General features: G+C 63.8%; 20 protein-coding genes and 1 riboswitch. Of the genes, 8 read left to right on the top strand and 12 right to left on the bottom strand.

Annotated elements, in window-relative coordinates; translation table 11 throughout:
• Positions 1-2 precede the first annotated feature (2 nt).
• Complete coding sequence (locus BGO80_RS14880) at positions 3-1292, bottom strand: cobyrinic acid a,c-diamide synthase CobB (protein WP_329601449.1); 1290 nt, start codon at positions 1290-1292, stop codon at positions 3-5.
• Entirely contained in the window at positions 1285-2097 is an 813-nt protein-coding gene (gene cobA / locus BGO80_RS14875) for a uroporphyrinogen-III C-methyltransferase (protein ID WP_286722095.1), read from the bottom strand. Before cobA ends, BGO80_RS14880 begins: the two co-directional genes overlap by 8 nt.
• A gap of 65 nt (positions 2098-2162) precedes the next feature.
• Here cobA and BGO80_RS14870 point away from each other — a divergent pair, with 65 nt between their 5' ends.
• Positions 2163-2906, top strand: a complete 744-nt coding sequence (locus BGO80_RS14870) for a cobalt-precorrin-6A reductase (protein ID WP_286722094.1) — start codon at positions 2163-2165, stop codon at positions 2904-2906.
• On the opposite strand, the gene BGO80_RS14865 is transcribed toward BGO80_RS14870, so the two are convergent.
• Entirely contained in the window at positions 2825-3253 is a 429-nt protein-coding gene (locus BGO80_RS14865) for a cobalamin biosynthesis protein (protein ID WP_286722092.1), read from the bottom strand. The two genes, BGO80_RS14870 and BGO80_RS14865, sit on opposite strands and share 82 nt — an antisense overlap.
• Positions 3254-3588: 335 nt before the next feature.
• Between BGO80_RS14865 and BGO80_RS14860 the strand changes: the two genes are divergently transcribed.
• The gene (locus BGO80_RS14860) at positions 3589-4485 is read left to right on the top strand and encodes a cation diffusion facilitator family transporter (protein ID WP_286722090.1); all 897 of its coding nucleotides are present in this window, start codon (positions 3589-3591) and stop codon (positions 4483-4485) included.
• Between the two features lie 40 nt (positions 4486-4525).
• Entirely contained in the window at positions 4526-4996 is a 471-nt protein-coding gene (locus tag BGO80_RS14855; RefSeq protein ID WP_286722089.1) for a hypothetical protein, read from the top strand.
• Here BGO80_RS14855 and cobO read toward each other — a convergent pair.
• The 5 genes from cobO to BGO80_RS14830 all read right to left on the bottom strand — a co-directional run bounded on the left by cobO (position 4993) and on the right by BGO80_RS14830 (position 13077).
• On the bottom strand, positions 4993-5601 hold the full coding sequence (cobO, locus tag BGO80_RS14850) for a cob(I)yrinic acid a,c-diamide adenosyltransferase (protein ID WP_502686573.1): 609 nt from the start codon (positions 5599-5601) through the stop codon (positions 4993-4995). The genes BGO80_RS14855 and cobO overlap by 4 nt on opposite strands.
• 29 nt (positions 5602-5630) lie before the next feature.
• Positions 5631-10037: a cobaltochelatase subunit CobN gene (gene cobN, locus BGO80_RS14845; RefSeq protein WP_286722087.1), complete on the bottom strand. Its 4407-nt coding sequence runs from the start codon at positions 10035-10037 to the stop codon at positions 5631-5633.
• A gap of 210 nt (positions 10038-10247) precedes the next feature.
• On the bottom strand, positions 10248-11306 hold the full coding sequence (cobW, locus tag BGO80_RS14840; RefSeq protein WP_126152255.1) for a cobalamin biosynthesis protein CobW: 1059 nt from the start codon (positions 11304-11306) through the stop codon (positions 10248-10250).
• A 66-nt stretch (positions 11307-11372) separates the two neighbouring features.
• Entirely contained in the window at positions 11373-12044 is a 672-nt protein-coding gene (locus BGO80_RS14835) for an energy-coupling factor ABC transporter permease (protein WP_286722086.1), read from the bottom strand.
• 143 nt (positions 12045-12187) lie between these two features.
• Positions 12188-12404, bottom strand: a riboswitch (cobalamin riboswitch).
• 19 nt (positions 12405-12423) lie between these two features.
• On the bottom strand, positions 12424-13077 hold the full coding sequence (locus BGO80_RS14830) for a hypothetical protein (protein ID WP_286722085.1): 654 nt from the start codon (positions 13075-13077) through the stop codon (positions 12424-12426).
• Between the two features lie 100 nt (positions 13078-13177).
• Between BGO80_RS14830 and BGO80_RS14825 the strand changes: the two genes are divergently transcribed.
• Positions 13178-13429, top strand: a complete 252-nt coding sequence (locus BGO80_RS14825; protein WP_286722084.1) for a DUF2164 domain-containing protein — start codon at positions 13178-13180, stop codon at positions 13427-13429.
• A gap of 103 nt (positions 13430-13532) precedes the next feature.
• The gene (locus tag BGO80_RS14820; protein WP_286722083.1) at positions 13533-13889 is read left to right on the top strand and encodes a DMT family protein; all 357 of its coding nucleotides are present in this window, start codon (positions 13533-13535) and stop codon (positions 13887-13889) included.
• Positions 13890-13978: 89 nt separating this feature from the next.
• Here the strand turns inward: BGO80_RS14820 and zigA are convergent, their stop codons facing one another.
• From zigA to BGO80_RS14805, 3 genes are all read right to left on the bottom strand, one after another.
• The gene (zigA, locus tag BGO80_RS14815; protein WP_286722082.1) at positions 13979-15172 is read right to left on the bottom strand and encodes a zinc metallochaperone GTPase ZigA; all 1194 of its coding nucleotides are present in this window, start codon (positions 15170-15172) and stop codon (positions 13979-13981) included.
• A gap of 422 nt (positions 15173-15594) precedes the next feature.
• Positions 15595-16779 (bottom strand): zinc metallochaperone AztD, encoded by a 1185-nt coding sequence (gene aztD / locus BGO80_RS14810; protein WP_286722081.1) that lies wholly within the window; start codon positions 16777-16779, stop codon positions 15595-15597.
• Positions 16780-17158: 379 nt separating this feature from the next.
• Entirely contained in the window at positions 17159-18133 is a 975-nt protein-coding gene (locus BGO80_RS14805; RefSeq protein ID WP_286722080.1) for a zinc ABC transporter substrate-binding protein, read from the bottom strand.
• Between the two features lie 241 nt (positions 18134-18374).
• Between BGO80_RS14805 and znuC the strand changes: the two genes are divergently transcribed.
• The 3 genes from znuC (at position 18375) to BGO80_RS14790 (ending at position 20631) form a co-directional block, all read left to right on the top strand.
• Positions 18375-19172 (top strand): zinc ABC transporter ATP-binding protein ZnuC, encoded by a 798-nt coding sequence (gene znuC / locus BGO80_RS14800; protein ID WP_502686563.1) that lies wholly within the window; start codon positions 18375-18377, stop codon positions 19170-19172.
• A 233-nt stretch (positions 19173-19405) separates the two neighbouring features.
• Positions 19406-20212: a metal ABC transporter permease gene (locus tag BGO80_RS14795; protein ID WP_286722079.1), complete on the top strand. Its 807-nt coding sequence runs from the start codon at positions 19406-19408 to the stop codon at positions 20210-20212.
• A 2-nt stretch (positions 20213-20214) separates the two neighbouring features.
• The gene (locus BGO80_RS14790) at positions 20215-20631 is read left to right on the top strand and encodes a Fur family transcriptional regulator (RefSeq protein WP_286722078.1); all 417 of its coding nucleotides are present in this window, start codon (positions 20215-20217) and stop codon (positions 20629-20631) included.
• Positions 20632-20756: 125 nt separating this feature from the next.
• Here the strand turns inward: BGO80_RS14790 and rsmD are convergent, their stop codons facing one another.
• The gene (gene rsmD / locus BGO80_RS14785) at positions 20757-21311 is read right to left on the bottom strand and encodes a 16S rRNA (guanine(966)-N(2))-methyltransferase RsmD (RefSeq protein ID WP_286722077.1); all 555 of its coding nucleotides are present in this window, start codon (positions 21309-21311) and stop codon (positions 20757-20759) included.
• Positions 21312-21574 lie beyond the last annotated feature (263 nt).

Below are 21574 nucleotides of genomic sequence, written 5' to 3'. Positions count from 1 at the left end.
AGTCACGCGGCCGCAATCACATGGGCATAGGATCCCATCACACGGCCGAGCATCGCGCCCATCGGCACCTGCCTGATGCCCTCGGCATCAAGCGCCTCGAACAGCGGCGGCAGGCCGGTTTGCTTGGCCGATGAATAGTGGAATTCGTGGCCATTGAGGCCAGTGGGCCACGGCAAGGGACTTTCATGCACCAGGCGTCGATAGCCGAGCACCCTTTTGGGCCGATCGATGCGGGTCACCATGGGGAGCAGACCCGCCATGGCATGCGAGTTCCCATCTTTATCGACAAGTGCTTCGCCCAACGCCATGAAGCCCCCGCATTCGCCATAAATCAGCGCGCCGCGATCCCTGGCGGCAACGAGCCCGCTGCGGAATCGCCCCGCGGCCGCAAGTGTGGCGCCATGCAGTTCCGGATAGCCGCCCGGAAGAAAGACCGCATCGGCGACCGGGCGTGGAGACTCATCTGCTAAGGGCGAAAAGAAGGACAGCTCGGCGCCTGCCGCGCGCCAGCCATCGAGCAGATGGGGGTAGAGGAACGCGCAGGCCGCGTCGCGTGCCACGGCGATGCGCTGCCCCAAGGGTGGCAAGGCCAGCGGAAGGGCGTGACTTTCCGCGACGGGCGCGGCAATTGACGCTAGCGCTCGCAGGTCGACAAAATCGCCCATCGCCTCGGCCGCGTCATCGAGAAAACTGTCGAAGGCAGCGATCTCACCCGGCATCACCAGGCCGAGATGGCGTTCGGGCAGGGCCAGTTCCGTCCGACGGGGCACGGCACCGAGCAGGGGGATGCTGGTAGCGCGGAGGGCCGTGGTCAGCATGCGCTCATGCCGCGCGGTGGCGACGCGATTGAGGATGACGCCGGCGACGCGAACATCCTCGCGCCAGCGCGCAAAGCCAGCCACAAGCGGCGCGACGGACTGGCTCTGGCGTTCGGCATCGACCACCAGCACCACGGGCAGCCGCAGCGCGGCAGCGAGATCCCCGGTGGACCCGGCGCCATCGGCGGCACCATCGAAGAGGCCCATGACCCCTTCTACGAGCAGGAGCTCGGCGCCCACGGCCTGTTGAGCCGCCAAAGCCTGAATCTGGCTGGGGCTCATCGCCCAGGGGTCGAGATTGATGGCTTCGCGCCCCGCTGCGCGACCCAGAAAGCTTGGGTCGATATAGTCAGGGCCGGTCTTGGCAGGGGCGACGACATGACCCGCGCGCCGCAAGGCGGCCAGCAGCCCCAGCGTCACCAGGGTTTTTCCCGAGCCCGAGCGCGGCGCGGCGATGACCAGCCCCCTAGCCAAAGACGTGTTTCCTCGCCTCGGTGACATACCAGTCGAGACTGTTGCGGTAGCGGGCCACGGGTCCAAGCACAACGATGGCGGGGGTGGGCACATCGGCCAGGGTATCCGCCGCGCCCAAGGTGGTTTCCACGACATGCTGTTGAGGCGTAGCGGCCCGGGAGACCAGTGTCAGCGCTTCGTCAGGACCGCGCCCCGCTGCCAGCAGATTGGCGGCGATGAGCGGCAGGTGCTTAACCGCCATGAACATGACGATAACCGGAGCCGCCCCGGCGACGGCGGGCCAGTTGACGGCGCTGGGCACGGTGCCGGTTTCGTCGTGGCCGGTGAGGAACAAAACGGCATGATTGGTATCGCGGTGGGTGATCGGCAGACCAGCATAGGCCAGTCCGCCGAGGCCGGAGGAAATGCCGGGGACAATGCGGAATGCTATGCCCGCGCGCACAAGCCCCTCGGCCTCTTCGCCACCGCGACCGAACATGAAGGGATCGCCGCCCTTGAGGCGCAGCACGCGTTTGCCTGCCTGCGCCAGCTCGATCAGGCGGAGGGTGATATCGGTCTGTTTAGGTGATGGCTTGCCGCCGCGCTTGCCGGCATGGATGCGCTCCACATGGGGCGGTGCGAGGGCCAGGATATCGGGCGAGACCAGCGCGTCATGCACGATGACGTCGGCCTGGCCCAGCGCGTAAAAGGCGAGCACCGTAAGCAAACCAGGTCCGCCAGGGCCAGCGCCGACCAGCCAGACGGTCCCGGGTTCAAAGACAGGAAAATCAGCCGTGTCCAGCCGTGCAAAATGCGCTTCGTTCATTGCTGCCCCTCTTGAGGACGGTCCGAGCAAAAGGCAGATTGGAACAAAGAGGCGGACACGATGCGATGAAAATCCTGATCCTGGGTGGTACGGCGGAGGCGCGCCAGCTGGCAAATCGCCTGGTGGCGGCTGGACACGAGGTGATCACCTCGCTGGCGGGGCGCACCCAAGACCCGATCCTGCCCGATGGTGGATTGCGCATGGGCAAATTCGGCGGCATTCCCGGGCTTTGCGCCTATCTGCGCGCCGCCCATATCGACTATCTGGTGGATGCGACGCACCCTTATGCCGGACTGATGTCGATCAACGCGGTTGCCGCGGCGGAGGTCACCGGCATCCGGCTTTTGCGGCTGATGCGCCCGGCCTGGACGGCCGTAGAGGGGCAGACATGGACGCATGTCGAAACGGCGGCGGAGGCGGCGAGCGCCCTGCCCGCCGGCGCCTCGGTACTGCTGACCACCGGCCATACCGGGCTCGAAAATTTCCTGGAGCGTGACGATTGCCGCTTCCTGGTGCGCGTGATCGAGCCGCCGGACATGCCCATGCCGCGCCATGCGCAGCTGGAACTGACGCGCCCGCCCTATGACCTCGCGCATGAGCTGACGCTTATGGAGCGGCATGGCATCACCCACATGGTGAGCAAGAATTCCGGCGGCCAGCAGACTGCCGCCAAGCTGGAGGCGGCCCAGCGCCTGGGGGTCGCGGTGATCATGATCGCCCGTCCGCATTATGGCCCGGCCAAAGAGGTGGGCACCGTGGACGAGGCCATGGCGGTGCTTGGCGCGGCGGACAGGTCGACGGACGGCTGAACCAGCGCCAGAGCGCAGGTGACGTTGGCCGACTTCTGCTTGGTCAGCAGCAGCGGCCCGAAGGCCATCGCGGAGGCCTCAGCCACGGAGGGACGGCCAAACAGCGCCTCAACCCGCGCCGAGGGCGTCGGCGCGGCGGCGGCCATGTCGGTGTCCTCAATGCCGGCCAGCGATACGCCCCAATGGGCAGCCGCGGCAATCAGGGCGGGATGGGCCAGCTTGTCGCGATGGGTGACGAAAGCCTGCACATCGGTGCGGGTGAGGTTGCGCTGGCGCAGACACTGGCTGACCAGCGCCAGCACGTCGTCCGCGCTCGCCGACTGGCGCGCGCCAAGGCCCACGATCACAGCAGATTTGCCTGATTTATCCCCGGCCCATCGGGGACCGCTATCATGGACCGTCATAACGCCTCGCATAACCCGAGGCAGCTTCGCTCAAAAACCGGAGCAGCCTCGGACTTGGTCCCCTCCGGGGTCGACCGCACCGAGCTCTGTTTCAGTTCCATCAAGGGAACGCTGCGCTTGGGTCGGTTGTAGGTCGGGTAAAGGTCGTGGTCAATCAAGGGCTTGACCAGCAGGTGCGCAGATAAGAATGAATATGAAAATCGTTTGCAAAAACAATGGCTTGCCAGCACTAAACCGATCGCCTAAGGCTGCCACTCAAGCTTGTGGAGCATCTGGACATGGCCATCACCGACAAAACCGTTGCCATCGCAACGGGTAGCCTGGCCGTCGGAATCGGCGTGCTGGCGCTCAAGACCCTGGCCTGGTGGATGACCGGATCAGTGGCGCTCTATTCGGATGCGCTCGAATCTATCGTCAACGTGGTGACCGCCATCGTGGCGCTGATCGCGGTGCGGCTGGCGCAGCGTCCTGCCGATGCCGCCCTGCCCTATGGCTATCACAAGGCCGAGTATTTCTCCGCCGTGGTCGTTGGCGTGATGATCATCGTCGCCGCCATATTGATCCTGCGCGAGGCGTTTTACGGTTTTCTCGAACCGTCCATGCCCGATGCGCCTCTTCAGGGTCTGGCTATCAGCTTTTTCGCCACCGTCATCAACGTGGTCTGGGCCCAGGTATTGATCCGGCATGGCCGCAAGGCGCGTTCGCCCGCCATCGAGGCCGATGGCAAGCATTTGATGACGGATGTGGTGTCGACCATCGGCGTTTTGATCGGGCTGGGCCTGGTCTATCTCACCGGTTTTGCCCAGCTGGACTCGGTGCTGGCGGCGCTGGTGGCGATCAATATTTTGTGGTCGGGCTGGGGCGTGATCCGCGAAAGCGTCGGTGGGCTCATGGACGTCGCCGTAACGCCCGATACGCAAAAACTGATCCGTGCGGTGATCGCCAACAATGCCGATGGCGCCATCGAAGCCCATGATATCCGCACGCGTCAGGCGGGCAAGATGACCTTTATCGACTTTCACCTCGTGGTGCCGGGCGCCATGAGCGTGGACGAAGCGCACAGCATTTGCGACGATATCGAAGGCAAGCTGCGCGAAGCGGTGGCGGATGTGCAGATCACCATTCATGTCGAGCCGGAGAACAAGGCCAAGCATGCCGGCATAGTCGTGCTCTAGCATGCTTGCGCAACGGCGCGTTCGGGCGCAGACTCACCCCATGCGCACCGCCCTTTTGCTGCTTGCACTCCTCTTCGCGACGCCTGCCCTGGCGCAATATTGGGATCATTATTCCAATGCCCGCTTCGGCTACGAGATCGATATCCCACCAGGGTTTGTCGGCAATGGTGAAAGCGACAATGGCGACGGGCAGATTTTCTACAATCTCGAATCCGAGCAGAGCCTGACCGTCTGGGGTAGCGCCCTGCTCGGAGATTTCGAGGCCATGGTCGCTGAGGCGCGCATGGCCGACGAGCGTGCGAACTGGATGCTGTCAGAACAGGCATCGAGCCCGAAATGGGCCAGTTACGCGGCTCAACGGGATCACCGGGTGATTGCCGAGCGGCTGATCCTGCTCTGCGACGGCGAGAGTTACGCCGCCTTCCGCGCCGAGTACAATATCCGCGACCTGGTGAAGATGGACAAGGTGATCGAGGGGCTGGAACGCTCGCTTGAAGCCAGCGCCTGCTAGAATTCGATGCCCTGCTGCGCCTTCACCCCTGCGCGGAAATGGTGTTTGATTTCAGTCATTTCGGTCACAAGATCGGCGATTTCGATAAGCTCGTCCTTGGCGTTGCGGCCAGTGATGATGACATGCTTTTGTGCGGGCTTGTGCTTGAGGAATTCCACCACCTCATCAAGCGGCAGATAGTCGTAGCGCAGGCAGATATTGAGCTCGTCGAGCAGAACCATGTCGTAGCTTGGATCTGATATCAGCGCCTTGGCCTGTTCCCAGGCCTTGGCGGCGGCGGCGAGATCGCGCTGGCGGTCGGCAACGTCCCAGGTAAAGCCTTCGCCCATGGCGTTGATGGTCACCTGGTCGGGGAACTTGTCGAGCACGGTACGTTCGCCGGTGTTCCAGACGCCCTTGACGAACTGCACCACGCCGACGCGCATGCCATTGCCCAGCGCGCGGAAGACCATGCCGAAGGCGGCGGTCGACTTGCCCTTGCCCTTGCCCGTGTGGACGATCAGCAGCCCTTTCTCCTCGGTCTTCGTCGAGAGGATTTTGTCGCGCGCGGCCTTCTTTTTCTTCATCTTTTCAGCGTGATAGGCATCACGCTCGGCTTCGCTCATCAGGTCGGTTTTCTTGAGCGGCTTGTCGTTCATGGCGTGTCCTCCAGATAGGCAAAAACGGAATTTGAGCGAGGCGACCACAAGCCTCTTTGCTGGGCCTCAAGGAATTTTCCGATCAGCTCATCATAGCCGAAGCGATTGGATTGCTTGATGAATTCGCGCACTTCGTCGTTTTCGACGAAGGCTTCGAAGGCCAGGTCGAAATGATGCGTACGCACAGCCCCGGTGGTGGCGGCGAAGGCGAACATGAAGTCGAGCGTGGCGATGATCTCGAAGGCGCCGCGATAGCCGTGACGCAGGACGCCGGCGAGCCATTTGGGATTGACCACGCGGCTGCGCATGACATGGCTAACCTCTTGATCCAGCGTGCGGATTTTGGGCTGCTCGGGACGCGAATGATCGTTGTGATAGGCGGCGGGCTTGTGGCCCGATACGATCTCGGCGGCGACGGAGAGCCCACCTTCGAACTGATAGTAATTGTCCGAATCCAGCAGGTCGTGCTCGCGATTGTCCTGGTTGTGGACCACGGCATCGATCTGGCCGAGGCGGGCGCGGAAGCGGTCGTGCAGTGGGGTGCCATGGGCCCTGGCGCCATAGGCATATTGGCCCCAGGCGAGGGCCTGATTGGCGAGATCGGCCTTGTCGTTCCACTTGCCATTGTCGATCAGCTGACCGAGGCCGGCGCCGTAAGTGCCTGGTCTTGAACCAAAAATTCGCGCACCGGCTTCGAGCGAGGCTTCGCTTTCCGACTTGCCGGAAGCCATGAGGCCCAGGGCTTCGGTGCGCATGCGCGCGGCGATGGGGTTATCGTCTTCGGGTTCGTCGAGCGCACCGATGGCGCGGACGGCCCGGTCGAAGAGCGCGATCTGCGCGGGGAAAGCGTCGCGGAAAAAGCCGGAAATCCGGAGGGTGACGTCGACGCGCGGGCGCCCCAATTTGGGCAGCGGAATGATCTCGTAGCCGGAAACGCGGAGCGAGCCGGGGTCCCAGGTGGGTCGGGCGCCGATCAGGGCCATGGCCTGAGCAATATCGTCGCCGCCGGTGCGCATATTGGCGGTGCCCCAGACCGACAAAGCCACCGCGCGGAGGTGATGACCATGATCCTGCAGGTGTCGCAAGACCAGGCTTTCGGCGGATTTTTTGCCGAGTTCCCAAGCACTTGGCGTGGGCACGGCGCGGGCGTCGACGGAGTAGAAATTGCGCCCCGTCGGCAACACATCGAGCCGCCCACGCGAGGGCGCGCCGGAGGGGCCGGGGGTGATGAACTTGCCGTCCAGACCATTGAGAAAGGCCGACATTTCGGCTGGGCCGGAGGCGGCGAGGCGCGGTTTTATCTGCATGCGCACGGTATCGAGGACCGCCCGGGTGGCGGGCCAGTCCTCTGTAACTTCCTCTACGGATGATACCAGATCGGCGGCGACCTCTTCGAGGTGGGCGACGACGTCTCCCACCCGCCGCAGGTTCGTTTGCTGACCGCGATATGAACGATTTATGAACGGTCCGGACCATGCCGCGCCGAGATCGGCGGTCAGCGGATCGAAACCGAGCTTCATGTCGTCGGCAATGGCGCGGATGAGAGAGTTATCCCCGGGGTCATCGCCGCGCGGTATTCTTGCCAATGCGACGGTGAGGTCACGCTCGAGTGCTCCGGCGGGCGATGACCCAAACACATGCAAGCCGTCGCGTATCTGCGCTTCCTTGAGATCACACAGGAAGTTGTCGATCTTGATCAGGGCTTCGGTCTCGTCTTCGGGCAGACCGATGTCCTGGTCGAGGCGACTGTCGCGGGTAAAGTCGAGAATGCGGCGCTTGAGGTCTTTCAGCCGCCGACGATCCATGCCGGAGGCGGCATAATATTCGTCGAGCAGGGCTTCGAGGTCCTTCATCGGCCCATAGGTTTCGGCGCGGGTGAGCGGGGGCACCAGATGATCAATGATGACGGCGCCGGCGCGCCGCTTGGCCTGGGTGCCCTCGCCGGGATCGTTGACGATGAAAGGGTAGAGATGGGGCAGTTGGCCCCAGAGCGCGTCGGGATAGCAATCTGCATCAAGAGCCGTCGCCTTGCCCGGCAGCCATTCCAGCGTGCCATGCTTGCCATTGTGCACCATGGCATGGGCGCCGAAGTCGTGGCGCAGCCAGAGATAGGCGGCGATATAGGCATGGGGTGGGACGAGATTGGGGTCATGGTAGTTCGCGGTCTCGTCGATCTGCCAGCCGCGCGCGGGCTGCAGCATCAGCACCACATTGCCAAAACGATGAGCGGGCAGATGGAAGGCGTCATCGCGGACAAATGGATCGTTTGCCGGATCGCCCCAGCGCGCGGTGACGGCGGCGCGGGTTTCGTCGGGCAGTTTGGCGAAGAGCGCGGCGTAGCGGGACAGCGGCAGGATGGCGGATGAGGCGCCGCGCTGGGGATTGGCGTTGGTGGGGCCGCTGGTGAGAAGGGTGATGAGATCGGCGGCGGAGTGGGGGTATATCTGCGTTTCGACTGATGGACCCCCTCCCTCGGTCCCTCCCCTCAAGGGGGAGGGAGGCGCAGGGGCCGAAAGATCGTCCAACTTTGCAGAAATGAGCGCCCAGGCCCCTTCACGACTTGTGGCCTCTGAATTTGTCAGGCGCAGAACGTCGTAGCCGATGGACTTCAGAAAAGTGGTGCGTGCCTCGTCATGCGCCGTGCCGACTTCGCTGAAATGCGTTGAACCATCGAGTTCGATAACAAGTTTTGGATTGTGGCTGGCGAAATCGGCGACATACTTGCCAAGCGGCACCTGTCGGCGGAATTTTACACCGCGTTCGGCGAAGGTTTTCAGCAATGGCCAAAGCAGGCGCTCAGGAACTGTCTGATCGGCCAGCAAAGTCCTTGCCCGCTGCACGTTTTTGGCATGAGCCGTTCGGGCGTTGTTGAACACCATCGGTTTGGCCTCCCTCCCCCCTTGAGGGGGAGGGTTGGGGTGGGGGGTGGTTTTGTGATCCACTGAAGGCCCCCCACCCCAACCCCTCCCCTCAAGGGGGAGGGGCTTTGGGCCGGTGGGCTTGGTATCATCGAGATCATACCCCGCCTGCTGCAGCGCCATCAGCATCCTCACCGTAGATTCCGGGGCGTCGTAGCCGACGCCGTTGGCGAGGCGGCCGTCGCGGATGGGGTAGTTGGAGAGGATGATGGCGATGCGGCGGTCAGAGCGGGGGGTGGCGCGGAGGCGGGCCCAGTTGAAGGCGAGTGTGACGGCGCGGGAAATGCCGTCGGGTTCGGGAGCATAAGCGGAGAGCGGGCACTGGGTGCGGGCGTGCCAGACGGCATCAGCCTTGTGGCCGACGAGAATGCCGCCGATGCGGCCATCGACTTCGGGCATGACCAGATACATGGCCATGTCCTTGGAGGAGAGGCCCTGCGGATCGGCCTGCCATTGCTCGCGGGAGCGGCCGGACTGGATGAGCTGGATCACCGGCGCATCGGTGCCGGCAAAAGGATTTTGGGCCCCGGGGAGGTCGGCGACGCCCAGGGCAAAGGCGGTGAGGTTGAAGATGGCAGCGGGCGGGAAGGCGGCGAGCGTCTGTTGCACGAAGCGGATGCAGGAGGCGTCCTTGAGCGAGGAGACCACAACCGGTACCGGGGCGAGGCCGCGGGCTTCGAGCTCGGCAATCAGGGCTTCGAGCGTGGCGGTGCCGGCGCCTTCGAGGGCGGCGCGGTAGAAGAGAATGGGGATGTGGGAGGCTGCTTCGGCAGGAGCCGGTCGACCCCCACCCTCAATCCCTCCCCTCAAGGGGGAGGGAAGCGAAGGAGCCGTGTGCACGGAATGCAGGCTGGCTTCGTCGGTCATGCCGGTTTTGGGGTGCCAAAGGCCGAAGCGGGGGAAGGGATGGGGGGTGATGGCCGAAAGGATCGAGCCAGGCCGATCCGCCTGCACCCCCACCCCTCCCCCTCCCCTCAAGGGGGAGGGGCTCTGGGCCGGCGCGGGCCTGGACATTGCAGCAAAGGCCGTGAGGATCGCATCGGCGTTTTCGGGGCCGCCGGCGATGAAAAGGGCGTGGAGAGCGGTCCAGTCGTCGGGGGAAATCGTGGAACGGGATTGCAGGATGGGGTCGGGATTGGCGTCGCCGGGGAGGAGGACCAGCGGGATGCGCTTATTGGTGCAGAGGGCGCTCAGTTCGTCGACGCCATATTGGAAATAGGCGGCGCCGCCGATGAGGCGGAGGACGACGAGGCGCGCATGGGCGACGGTCTGTTCCAGCCACATATCGACGGACAGATTGTTGGAGAGACGCAGGGTGTTGGCGAGACGGAGATCGTCCTCCCCTGCCCGGTCGGCGGCAGCGGCGAGCATGGCCAGTTCGCTATCGGCGGAGCTGGCGAAGATATAGGCGCCGGGCAACTGGGCGAGGTCGATGGCCTCGCCTTCCTGCTGGATGGCACCGGCTTGGGCGGAGAGCAGGTGCATTAGCGGGCCTCGACAAGCGAGGATGGGCGGAATTGTACAGGCATCGCGCCGTTGGAGGGCGCAGCACCCCCACCCCAACCCCTCCCCTCAAGGGGGAGGGGCTTTGGGCTGGCGTCTTGGGCAGCATGGTGCCGCATGCACAGATCGGCCCCCTCCCCCTTGAGGGGAGGGATGGGGTGGGGGTGCTGCAAGCAGAACATGCGCAGGATCCTAGGCCGGGACCGGCTCGGAGCGGCGGAGGCTTTCGACGATCGCGTCGCGATCCAGCGGGCTTTCGCCGATGACGACGAGCGAGGTGACCTTGGCTTCGCCAGGCTTCCAGGGGCGGTCGAAATAGGCGGTGACACGGGGGCCGACGGCCTGGATGGCGAGGCGGGCGGCGGCGCCGGGGATGGCGGCAAAGCCCTTCAATCGCAGCACGTCATGGGCCTTGATGGTGTCCTCGATGGTGGCAAGCAGGTCGTCCTTGCCCTTGATGGCATCGAGGGTGAGCGAGAAGCTGTCGAAATCATCGTGCTCGTGGGTTTCGCCGCCATGTTCGAGCTCGTGGTGGCTGGGGCGGTTGGCGATGTCGTCTTCCGAGGACATGCCCATGCCCAGCAGCGCGGCGATATCGACATGGCCATTGGCGGCGCGGACAATACCGACGCCGGGGCGCAGTTCGGCGCGGATATTCTGTTCCACCTTTTCGAGCATGGCCGGATCGACCAGATCGGTCTTGTTGATGATGATCATGTCGGCGGCCGAGAGCTGGTCCTCGAACAGTTCGCCCAGCGGGGTCTCGTGGTCGAGCATTTCGTCCTGGCGGCGCTGGGCGTCGACGGCGGCTTCGTCACTGGCGAAACGGCCCTCGGCGAGAGCGGCAGCATCGGCGACGGTGACGACGCCATCAATGGTGACCTGGGCCTTGATTTCGGGCCAATTGAAGGCGCGGATCAGCGGCTGGGGCAAAGCGAGGCCCGAGGTTTCGATGACGATGTGATCGAACTTTTCGTCGCGGGCGAGCAAAGCCTGCATGGTGGGGATGAATTCATCGGCCACGGTGCAGCAGATGCAGCCATTGGAGAGCTCGACCATATCCTCTTCGCGGCAGGTTTCATCGCCGCAACCGGCCAGGATGTCCTTGTCGACGCCGAGATCGCCGAATTCGTTGATGATCAGGGCGATGCGCTTGCCCTTGGGGGCGTGGGCCAGCATGTGGCGCACCAGGGTGGTCTTGCCGGCGCCGAGAAAGCCGGTGATGACGGTGGTGGGGATTTTTGCGGTCATGGACGTGGGGTCCTTAAAATATGGGGCGCGCCGCATGGGGACGACGCGCCGGAAGACAGGGCAGGATCAGGCGAAGAGGCGCGGGGTGACGAGGCCGGTGCGGGCGAGGCCGCGGGCCAGCTTGGCGCCGGCGAGAACGGCGAGATCGACCAGCGGCTCGAGCAGGACCACCAGCATATAGGCGCCGCCGAAGGTGACGATATCGGTGAGGTTTTCCGCACCAAAGCCCTGGCCATAGAGGGCCCAGAAGGCCACCCAGAGCACCACGCCGCCCTGATAGGTCGCCGAGAGCGCCAGGGCCTGGCCGTAGCGGAGATCGACATAGGGTGTATTGGCCGGAATGATCCGGTCAGCCAGGAACTTGATGGCCACCAGCGGGGCGATCAGCGTCGTGACATTGGCGAAATATTGCGGCAGGTCGAAGGGCGCGAAGAACAGCCCCTGGATCAGCAGGCCCAGTGCCAGGCCGATGGCGGCCGGGGCGGCGCCGAAGATCAGCAGCAGGGTGGAGCCGAGGATGAGGTGCACCTCGCTGACACCCACCGCGTAATGGGGGAAGACTTCGAAGAAGCAGAAGACGGCGCCGGTGGCGAGCACGGTCCGCGCCAGCAGCGAGACCAGGCCGCGCTCGCGCAGGGTGTCGGCGGCGAACTTGACGGTCATGGCGCCGGCGGCAGCGGCGGTGGCATAGGCGAGAAGCATCTTCTCGGGAGAAATGAGATCGGGTTCGATATGCATCGGACTGGTTCCGGAACAGGAGGGCGATGAGGAGCTGGAACGCCGGCGCGTAGGCGCGGGACGCTGATGGGGCGGCGCGGCCCCGAGGGGATCTACCCTGACGGCGTAATCATCGTGCCTCCAGCTGTCCCACCGACAGTCGAGTGTTCAGTCAGAGGTTGGCAGGTCTCCTGGCTCACGGGTCATCGTGCGTCCCAGCCTTCCCGGTCTCTTGCGAAACCAGTGGCGTCCTGGGGGCACTCGCCGCTTACAGTTGCGGGGGCAGCCACGGATTTGGTCCCTGATGGGTACGCCTCACCGTGTTCCCTTTTGATCCCCTTGCCACTCCGGGCGCAGAGAACCAACCTATAGGCAGTGTTAAGCCCAGCGGGCGGCCGGGTCAATATTCGGGCTGGGGCAGCGCCTCGGGCCAGGCATAGCCGATGGACAGGACCTGCACGCGGGTATCGAGCTTGGCCAGGAGCGGCTCGTCGCTGGGGACCTGCACTTCGCCTGCTATGGCTGTGACGTCGAGATCGGCGGGGTAGTCCTCCTCGGGGGAGAAGCGGATGGAAATGTAGCAGCCGCCCTCCTGCTCGCCGGCCAGGGTGCCGGATTCGATATTGGCGTAGCCGCCATAATCCCACCAGAAACCACCAACCACGAAGGGTTCTCCATTGAGCTTGACCACCTCGTCGACGCTCATGCCCAGCTTGACGCCGCCGGGCGCGGCCTGGCTGGGCGAGAGCTCGACATAGGAGAGGTAGGTGAGGTTCTCGTCATCGAACCAGCCGAACTCCATCTTGCGCTCGGGATCGTCGGGATAGACCGTGGTAGCGATCATCTCGATGCCTTCGGGGCCATAGACCATGCCGGTGACGACGTTTTCGGCGCCGAAGGTTTCCTTGACCAGCGCCTCATTGCTTTCCGGCCCATAGACGCCGGCGCAGGCGAGAGTGTCGGGTTCGGCGGCCTTGACCTTGTCCTTGGCGGCCACCGGAACGGCGGCAAGAAGGGCGGTGGCCAGGGCGATGAGCGAAAGGCGGGCGAGCATGACGGGGATCTCCTCGGGGTGCGGCTATTGTGTCGCAAGCGGTGTTCGCCCGCAATTGGCGACTCGGCCTATGAACGGGGCCTGAAGGAGCAATTTTGCGATGAAGCCGATCAAATTCGACCGCGACGAAACCAAGGCAATCGTTGCCGAAATCCAGGACTATTTCCGCACCGAGCTGGACCATTCGATCGGCGCCATTCCGGCGGAAATGCTGATGCAGTTTTTTGCCGAGAAGATGGGCGCCTATTTCTACAATCGCGGGCTGCATGACGCCCAGGCGCTGGTGCGCAAGAAGATCGACGATGTCAGCGACGAGATCTTCTCGCTCGAGCGGCCGACCAAGGCGCGCTGAGCAGCAGGCGCAGGGCTGCCTGTCGTAAATTCCGCTTTTCCGCCGTCCAAGGAGTGATAAAAGGCGCGACCGGATATCAGGCCGGTTTGCGCAGGAGGAAGCCTTGGGCTTCAACGTTCCGACCCTGGCCCCCATCGGGCTGTTGATCGCTTCGAACATCTTCATGACCTTTGCCTGGTACTGGCATCTCAAGTTCCACAGCGCGGCGCTGTGGGTGATCGTACTGATCAGCTGGGGCATCGCCTTTTTCGAATATTGGCTGGCCATTCCGGCCAACCGTATCGGCTACCAGGTCTATTCGGCGGCGGAACTGAAGACGATCCAGGAGGTGATTTCGCTCAGCGCCTTCGCGCTGTTCGCGGTATTCTATCTCGGCGAGAAGCTAACCTGGAACCACGGCATCGGCTTTGCCTTTATCGGGCTCGGCGCATTTTTCATTTTCAAGGGGCCGCTGAAGTAGCGCTTTCGCGACCCGGCGTCACATTCAGGTGCAGAGCCCTCGGGTCTAGCCCGAGGGTGACGAGCGATGGGGCCGAGAGTGCATGCCGATCACCCCCAGGCGGGGAACGGGTCGGGCAGTTTTGACCAGGCTTCAGGGGTGATGGTGCGGGCGGGGACCAGGCAGGCATCAAGGCGCTTGCGGATGTCGGCCTCGTCCATCGGGTCGGTACCGATAAAGACGATTTCCTGGCGGCGATCACCCCAGATCGGGTCGAGATAGGACGCCATGGAATCGCGCCATTCCTTGTTGTCGGGCCAATGCTGCGGCGGCACGGAGGCCCACCACACACCACGGCGCTGCGTCCGCACCAGAGCGCCGGCCTGGCTGATCTCGCCCACGTGATGCGGACGGGTCGCGAGCCAGAAGAAACCCTTGGCGCGGATGACGCCCGGCCATGACGAGTTGATGAAGCGGTGCAGCAGCAGCGGGTTGAAAGGCTGGCGCGCGTGGTAGACGAAGGACCGCACGCCATATTCTTCGGTCTCGGGGACATGATCCTTGAAGCCGTTGAGCTCCTTGAACCAGAGCGGGTTGGTTTCGGCCACTTCGAGGTTGAACAGACCCGTATCGAGGACGTCGTCGAGCGCTACCTGGCCGAAATCGGTCTCGATGATGCGGGCCGAAGGATTGAGCGCCTTGATGATGGTGCGCGCCGCATTGCGGTCGGCTTCGGTGGCGGTCGAAATCTTGTTGAGCACCACCACGTCCGAAAATTCGATCTGCTCGACCAGCAGATCGACGAGGCTGCGCTCATCCCCCTCCCCGGCCGTTTCACCACGATCGCGCAAGAAGTCATGCGAGGCGTAGTCCTTGAGCAGGTTGGCGCAATCGACCACAGTCACCATGGTGTCGAGCCGGGTGAGGTCGGAGAGCGAGAAGCCGCGTTCGTCGCGGAAATCGAAGGTGGTGGCAACAGGCAGCGGCTCGGAAATACCGCTCGATTCGATCAGCAGATAATCGAAGCGGTCTTCGGCGGCGAGACGGGTCACCTCGGCCAGAAGGTCGTCGCGCAGGGTGCAGCAGATGCAGCCATTGGACATTTCCACCAGGGTTTCCTCGGTGCGGCTGAGATTGGCGCCACCATCGCGAACCAGAGCGGCGTCGATATTGACCTCGCTCATGTCGTTGACGATGACCGCGACCTTGCGGCCCTCGCGATTGTTGAGGACGTGATTGAGCAGTGTGGTCTTGCCGGCACCGAGAAAGCCGGAGAGGACGGTTACGGGAAGTTTGCGGGGCATGATTGGGGAGCCTTGGGAGTGTGAAATGCTGACGACCTCACGGCTTTCGCCTCCCTCCCCCTTGGGAGCTTCGACCGTGCCGGAGGCAAAATCGCTCCAGTGGAGCGATTTTAGGTAAGAAGGCCATTCGAGCTGCGCTCGAATGGATTGGGATCGAGGGCGGGGTGCGGAACCATCCGGGAATCCGTTCGCTGATGGGCGTTTGCTGAACCTGCAGCACCCCCACCTAACCTCCCCCTGTAGAAGGGGGAGGGAGAGCAGGAGCCGAAGCCCAAGCGCACCCGGATACGTCCATTTTGAACACGTTCCCTTCAGGGGAGGGATCGAGGTTTGGGGGGCGATCAGTGGGTCACTGAACCACCCCCCACCCCGTCCCTCCCCCTCAAGGGGGGAGGGGGCGAAGGAGCCGTGTGTTACCTTGCCTAGTGAACCGAGCCGGAGCCGCCGACGGCGACAACGGTGTAAGGCAGACCTTCGACCGGGAGATCGCGAGTGACCTTGAAGGTGGCGGCGTCGACGAGGTGGACGGTGCCGGCATTGGGGTCGGTCACGGCAATGACGTCACCGGCAACGGCCAGGCGGGGACGCGGCAGGCTCCATTCGCCGTCCATGGAATAGGGCTCGGTGACCTTGACCGCATTGGTGAGTTCGCCAGAAACGACGTCCAGCTGACGCAGCTGGCCATCTTCGGTGAAGATATAGGCGAAGCGCGGACGGACCGGGTCGGTGACGAAGTGAACGCGACGGGTCGGCAGCTCGACCAGGCGATAAACAGCATCGGCACCCGGCTCGATGATGACGACCTTGTCGGCCCCGTAATTGCCCAGGAAGTACTGCAGGCCTTGACCGCCGATCAGCGTGGTGGCCTTGCCGGTCGGCAGACCCTCATAACCGATCTTTTCGATCTTCGGCTCGCCCGAGCCGGTGACCAGCAGCAGGCCTTCGGCGCAGGCAATGGCCAGAATATCACCCGAAGAGGCTTCACCATGCAGATCGGCGCAACCATGGGTGTCGCCGACCACCGCGCCGGCCTTGTCGAGGACATTGATGCCGATGGGCAGCTTGGTGGGGTCTTCGGGATTGGGCACGGAGATCAGTGTGTAATCGCCCCAGGGGGCGGCGACACCATGATGGGGAGCGCCGCTGTCGAACTCGACCGCGGAGACGTCACCCGCGTCGATCCAGGCATGTTCGCCGACAATGCTGGTCTTGCCAGTGCCGTCGAAGAACAGCGCGATCTTGCCATTGTGCTCGACGAAATGCACCGGGCGCTCGCCGGAGACCACGGCTTCGATGGCAGCCGGATCGGAAATCTTGATATCGCCGTGGTCGCCATGATCGTCGATGGCGATGCCGGTACGGATGGCGGAAATCTGGTTGCCAGCGCCCTGGACGGCGAAGACGGCCTCGCCCGAATGGGTGGTGTAAAGCGCGGCAGGGCTGACCAGCGGGAAGCTGCCCAGGGCGTCACCGGTTTCGAGATCAAGCGCGGTGACCTTGGGGTCGGTGTGATCGCCGACGAACAGCCGCCATGCGGTGACTTCTTCGGCCAAAGCCGGGGACATAAGGGCTGAGGACAGGAGGAGAGTGGCGAGAAGTTTTGGCATGGAGAGCGCTTTCGATATGTTAGAACATTACAATTTTGGGATGAGTGGGGCGTGTTCGGGGGACTGCGACCTAAGAAGCCCCCACCCTGCCTCCCCCAGCAGAAGGAGGGCTTGGCGGAAGACTTTGCACATGTGCTCTGTCCCGTCGCGTTGTGGCGGGGCAGCGCTTGCATTGGGCGGTTCGATAACCAGCCTAGATATTCTTTCGCCCCCTCCCCCTTGAGAGGAGGGAGTGAGGGTAGGGGGCCATCGGTGCATCACTGAACCACCCCCCACCCCGACCCTCCCCCTCAAGGGGGGAGGGGGCGATGGAGCCGCAGGACCGGTTTACCGGACGATCACCGTAGCCATAGGACTCGGCAAGGCGTGCAGGCAGCCGTTAGCCCAGACAATCCACCAGGCCCTTGGCGAGGCCGCGGAGAAGGTTGGGGTAGAGGTCGACGCCTTCGGTGAGCGAAGCGCCTTCGGGATCGAGGACGCCGGCCTTGGCATCGGTGCCCTCGACGATGGTGCGGACGATGGCGGGTTCGAAATTGGGCTCGGCAAAAACGCAGGTCGCGCCCAGCTCCTTGACCTTGGCGCGCAACTCATCGATGCGGGCAGCGCCGGGCATCACTTCGGGGGAGACGGTCACAGTGCCGGCGACGTCGAGACCGAAGCGGGCCTCGAAATATTGATAGGCATCGTGGAAGACGATGAAGGGCTTGCCTTCGACCGGGACGAGCGTCTGACGCAGTTCCTCGGTGACCTCATCGAGCCGGAGCTGCTCGGCTTCGGCATTGGCCTGGTAGACAGCTGCATTATCCGGATCGGCTTCGGCCAGAACCGTGGCGATCTCGGCAACCATCAGCTTGGCATTGGCCGGATCGAGCCAGAAATGCATGTCGCCTTCGCCATGTTCGTGATCATGGCCCGCATGATCGTGACCCTCATGATCGTGATCATGACCTTCATGGTCGTGGTCGTGACCCTCGTCGCCATGGGAATGGGGTTCGAAGGCGCCGCCCTCGCGCACCGGCAGCAGTTCGATGCCGGGAGAGTCGGCCAGCTCGACCACCTTGGCCTTGGTGGAGAGCGTCTCGAGCGCGTCGCCCAGGAACAACTCCATGCCATGACCAGTCCAGAACACGACATCGGCGCCTTCGAGCGCTGCGGCATCGGAGGGGCGCAGCGAATAGGTATGGGGCGAGGCGGCACCCTTGACGATCAGGCCCGGAGTGCCAAGATTGCCCATGACAGCCGCAACCAGCGAATGAATGGGCTTGATGGACGTAACCACAGTGGGCGCCGCGATGGCCGTTCCAGTGAGCAGCGCAGTGGCGAGCGCGGCAAGGGAAAGGGTGATTTTGTGCATCGTCTGGCCTCTTGGCAAAGGGAGGAAGGCAAGCGACATGTAATGTTATTACGCTTGCGACGGTGTTATGCTATAACGTATTGGAACGCGTCAAGACGGGTTGTGGAAAGAGTGGGGCGGGCAGGCCGCGCTTTCATGACCCCAGATTTGTGCGAGTGGCGCACCCCCTCCCAACCTCCCCCTCAAGGGGGAGGAGCCGCGCTGGTGACTGTTTCCAGACCGAGCTTTTTACTGAGGCTAAATGAACGCGATTGTGCAACGAGAAAACCTGATCACCCTCAGCAATGCCGGGGTGCGGCGGGGTGGGCGCGTGCTGGTGGAAGGGGTGGACCTGACCATTGCGCGCGGTGAGATCGTGACGCTGATCGGGCCGAACGGATCGGGCAAATCCACGACCGCCAAGATGGCAACTGGGGTGATGAAACCGGATATGGGCAGCGTCACGCGCAAGGCGGGGCTGCGCATCGGCTATGTGCCGCAAAAGCTCTCCATCGACTGGACGCTGCCGCTGACGGTGGATCGGCTGATGACGCTGACCGGAGATTTTGGCGCTGGCGAGATCGACGCGGCGCTGGAGGCGGTGGGCGCGTCGCGGCTGCGCCGGGCGGCGGTGCAGGAGCTCTCCGGCGGGGAGTTCCAGCGCGTGCTGTTTGCGCGGGCGATGATCCGCAAGCCGGACCTATTGGTGCTGGACGAGCCGGTTCAAGGCGTCGATTTTTCCGGCGAGGTGGCGCTGTACGAGCTGATCCGACAGATCCGCAACGAGACGCAGGCGGGGGTGCTGATGATTTCGCACGACCTGCATGTGGTGATGGCCGAGACCGACACGGTGATCTGCCTCAATGGCCATATCTGCTGCCGCGGCACGCCCAGCGCGGTGAAGAAGAGCCCGGAATATCTGGCCTTGTTCGGCGAACGCGCGGCGCAGACCCTGGCTATCTACGAGCATCATCATGACCATGAGCACCATGACGATGGCTGCGTGGTGGGGGACGAACATCATCATGGGCATGAGCATGCGGGGCACCGGCATGAGTAATGAGAGTTTTGGGCTCGAAATACCCCCACCCGGCCTCCCCCTGAAGGAGGGGGAGGAGAAGAGGGGTTTCGCCGAGGGCTCCGCACATCCGATCGGTCCCTCCCCCTGCTTCAGGGGGAGGTTAGGTGGGGGTGTTAGGGTGGCGCACAGGGCGCCCCACACCCTCATTCCCTGCCATCAAGGAGGAACGCGAAGGAGCCGGCAGGCTCGCGTTTCTGGCAGAGGGATCAAAAATGTTCGGTGATTTCTTTTCGCGGGCGCTGATTGCAGGGGTTGGACTGGCCGCCGTGACCGGGCCGCTGGGGTGTTTCGTGGTGTGGCGGCGGATGGCGTATTTTGGGGATACGATGGCGCATTCGGCGCTGCTGGGGGTGGCGCTGTCGATCCTGTTGTCAGTCAACATGACGCTGGGCGTGTTTGCGGTAGCAGCGATGGTGGCGGGGGCGCTGCTGCTGCTGCAGCGGCAGAACACGCTCTCGACCGATGCGCTCTTGGGTATTCTGAGCCATTCGAGCCTGGCAGTCGGGCTCGTCATCGTGGGGTTCCTGACGCAGGTGCGCATCGACCTGATGGGGTTCCTGTTCGGGGATATCCTGGCGGTTTCGGTGGAGGACATTGCGGTGATCTATGGCGGCGGCGTCGCCATTCTCGCCATTCTCTGGCTCAACTGGCGGCCGCTGCTGGCGGCGACGGTGAGCCCGGAACTGGCGGAGGCCGAGGGGCTCAAGCCGGAGGTGAGCCGCATCATCCTGATGCTGCTGATGGCCTCGGTGATCGCCATTGCCATGAAGCTGGTGGGCGTCTTGCTGATCACCTCGCTGTTGATCATTCCCGCCGCGACGGCGCGGCGGCTGAGCGCAACGCCGGAGATGATGGCCGGCGTCGCGGCGGTGCTGGGGGCAGTGTCGGTGGTGGGCGGGTTGTTCGGCTCGCGCACCTGGGATACCGCTTCAGGACCGTCCATCGTGGTGATGGCGCTGGCAATTTTCTTATTGTCGCTGGCAGTGCCGACGGCGCGTCTATTTGGCAGGAGAGCATGAGCATGGCCCACGATCATTCCCATCCACCCGCCGATCTGACGCGCAATCAGGGGCTGGTGCTGGCGGCGCTCAACGAGGCCCCTGCCCCGCTCTCAGCCTATGACATTCTCGACCGGCTGCGCGGCGATGGCCTGCGGGCGCCGCTGCAGATCTACCGGGCGCTGGACAAGCTGGTGGAGCGCGGGCTGGCGCATCGGCTGGAATCGCTCAATGCCTTCGTGGCCTGCGCCGATACCCACTGCCACCGCAAGGGGCTGATCGCCTTCGCCATCTGCGAAGGCTGCGGCAAGGTGGACGAATTCGCCGATGCGGTGATCGAGGAGCGGCTGGGGAGCTGGGCGCAGCAGACCGGCTTCAAGGTCGAGCAGACGACGATGGAAATCCGCGGCAAGTGCGCGGCGTGTCTGAAGGCGGCGTGAGCATTTCCACTCATTCCTCTCGTAACCCTCGGGCTTGACCTGAGGGCTCTTCCAGCCATCGCAAACGCCCTCGGGTCAAGCCCGAGGGTGACGGGCGGTGGGGTTGGAGGGGAGAAGGGAAGACGTCAGCCGAAGCTGAGGAAGCGGATGGCGGCGGCGCCGTATTCGCGGGTGTCTTCGAGGGTGAAGCCGGCGGGGAGAGTGACCTCTGCTGTTGCCGATTCTTCCCAGACCACCGTGGCGCCGGGGGCGAGCCAGCCATTGGCGGCGAGCTCGGCAAGGGCCTTTTCGCCCAGGGCCTGGTTGTAGGGCGGATCGAGAAAGACCAGGTCGAACTGGCCGAAGGTGCCGGGCGCGCCCAAGGCGGTGGCGTCGCGGCGCAAGAGCTTGGTGATGCCGGCGGCGCCAAAAGCCTCGATGTGATCGCGGATCAGGCCGCGCGCTTCGGCCCCGGTGTCGACGAAGGTGACGTGAGCGGCGCCGCGCGACAGGGCCTCGAGACCGAGCGCGCCGGTGCCGGCAAAGAGATCGAGCACGCGCTTGTCGGCAAGGACCGGACCAAGACGCGAGCCCAGAATATTGAAGATGGATTCGCGGGCTCGGTCGGAGGTGGGCCGGATGGAGTCATCCGAGGGCGAGGACAGGGCCTTGCCGCGATATTTACCGGCGACGATGCGCATGGGTCTTGCCTTTACCTAACTGTCGATAAAGGCGGCGAGCGCCGCCTTCTCATTCCATCCTATCTCCTCCCCGAGGAGGAGCAGCTATCTTCAGACATTGTCGCAACCGTCTTCGGCTCTCTCGCCTCCCTCCCCCTTGAGGAGAGGGATTGAGGGTGGGGGTCCACCAGTAGATCACTGAACCACCCCCCACCCCGGCCCTCCCCCTCAAGGGGGGAGGGGGCGCTGGAGCCGGAGAATAGCCCACCCTGAACTGTACAAAG

Origin of the sequence: Devosia sp. 63-57, from assembly GCF_001899045.1 — a bacterium.
GTDB classification, from domain to species: Bacteria; Pseudomonadota; Alphaproteobacteria; order Rhizobiales; family Devosiaceae; genus Devosia; species Devosia equisanguinis.
The sequence above is the reverse complement of the archived record's forward strand: the minus strand, read 5'-3'. Positions and strand labels throughout refer to the sequence as shown.

Excerpts from the sequence above, each read along its gene's own strand:
- cobA (WP_286722095.1), bottom strand. The coding sequence starts at position 2,097 with ATGAACGAAGCGCATTTTGCACGGCTGGACACGGCTGATTTTCCTGTC.
- BGO80_RS14870 (WP_286722094.1), top strand. The coding sequence starts at position 2,163 with ATGAAAATCCTGATCCTGGGTGGTACGGCGGAGGCGCGCCAGCTGGCA.
- BGO80_RS14860 (WP_286722090.1), top strand. The coding sequence starts at position 3,589 with ATGGCCATCACCGACAAAACCGTTGCCATCGCAACGGGTAGCCTGGCC.
- BGO80_RS14855 (WP_286722089.1), top strand. The coding sequence starts at position 4,526 with ATGCGCACCGCCCTTTTGCTGCTTGCACTCCTCTTCGCGACGCCTGCC.
- cobO (WP_502686573.1), bottom strand. The coding sequence starts at position 5,601 with ATGAGCGAAGCCGAGCGTGATGCCTATCACGCTGAAAAGATGAAGAAA.
- cobN (WP_286722087.1), bottom strand. The coding sequence starts at position 10,037 with ATGCACCTGCTCTCCGCCCAAGCCGGTGCCATCCAGCAGGAAGGCGAG.
- cobW (WP_126152255.1), bottom strand. The coding sequence starts at position 11,306 with ATGACCGCAAAAATCCCCACCACCGTCATCACCGGCTTTCTCGGCGCC.
- BGO80_RS14835 (WP_286722086.1), bottom strand. The coding sequence starts at position 12,044 with ATGCATATCGAACCCGATCTCATTTCTCCCGAGAAGATGCTTCTCGCC.
- BGO80_RS14830 (WP_286722085.1), bottom strand. The coding sequence starts at position 13,077 with ATGCTCGCCCGCCTTTCGCTCATCGCCCTGGCCACCGCCCTTCTTGCC.
- BGO80_RS14825 (WP_286722084.1), top strand. The coding sequence starts at position 13,178 with ATGAAGCCGATCAAATTCGACCGCGACGAAACCAAGGCAATCGTTGCC.
- zigA (WP_286722082.1), bottom strand. The coding sequence starts at position 15,172 with ATGCCCCGCAAACTTCCCGTAACCGTCCTCTCCGGCTTTCTCGGTGCC.
- aztD (WP_286722081.1), bottom strand. The coding sequence starts at position 16,779 with ATGCCAAAACTTCTCGCCACTCTCCTCCTGTCCTCAGCCCTTATGTCC.
- BGO80_RS14805 (WP_286722080.1), bottom strand. The coding sequence starts at position 18,133 with ATGCACAAAATCACCCTTTCCCTTGCCGCGCTCGCCACTGCGCTGCTC.
- znuC (WP_502686563.1), top strand. The coding sequence starts at position 18,375 with ATGAACGCGATTGTGCAACGAGAAAACCTGATCACCCTCAGCAATGCC.
- BGO80_RS14795 (WP_286722079.1), top strand. The coding sequence starts at position 19,406 with ATGTTCGGTGATTTCTTTTCGCGGGCGCTGATTGCAGGGGTTGGACTG.
- BGO80_RS14790 (WP_286722078.1), top strand. The coding sequence starts at position 20,215 with ATGGCCCACGATCATTCCCATCCACCCGCCGATCTGACGCGCAATCAG.
- rsmD (WP_286722077.1), bottom strand. The coding sequence starts at position 21,311 with ATGCGCATCGTCGCCGGTAAATATCGCGGCAAGGCCCTGTCCTCGCCC.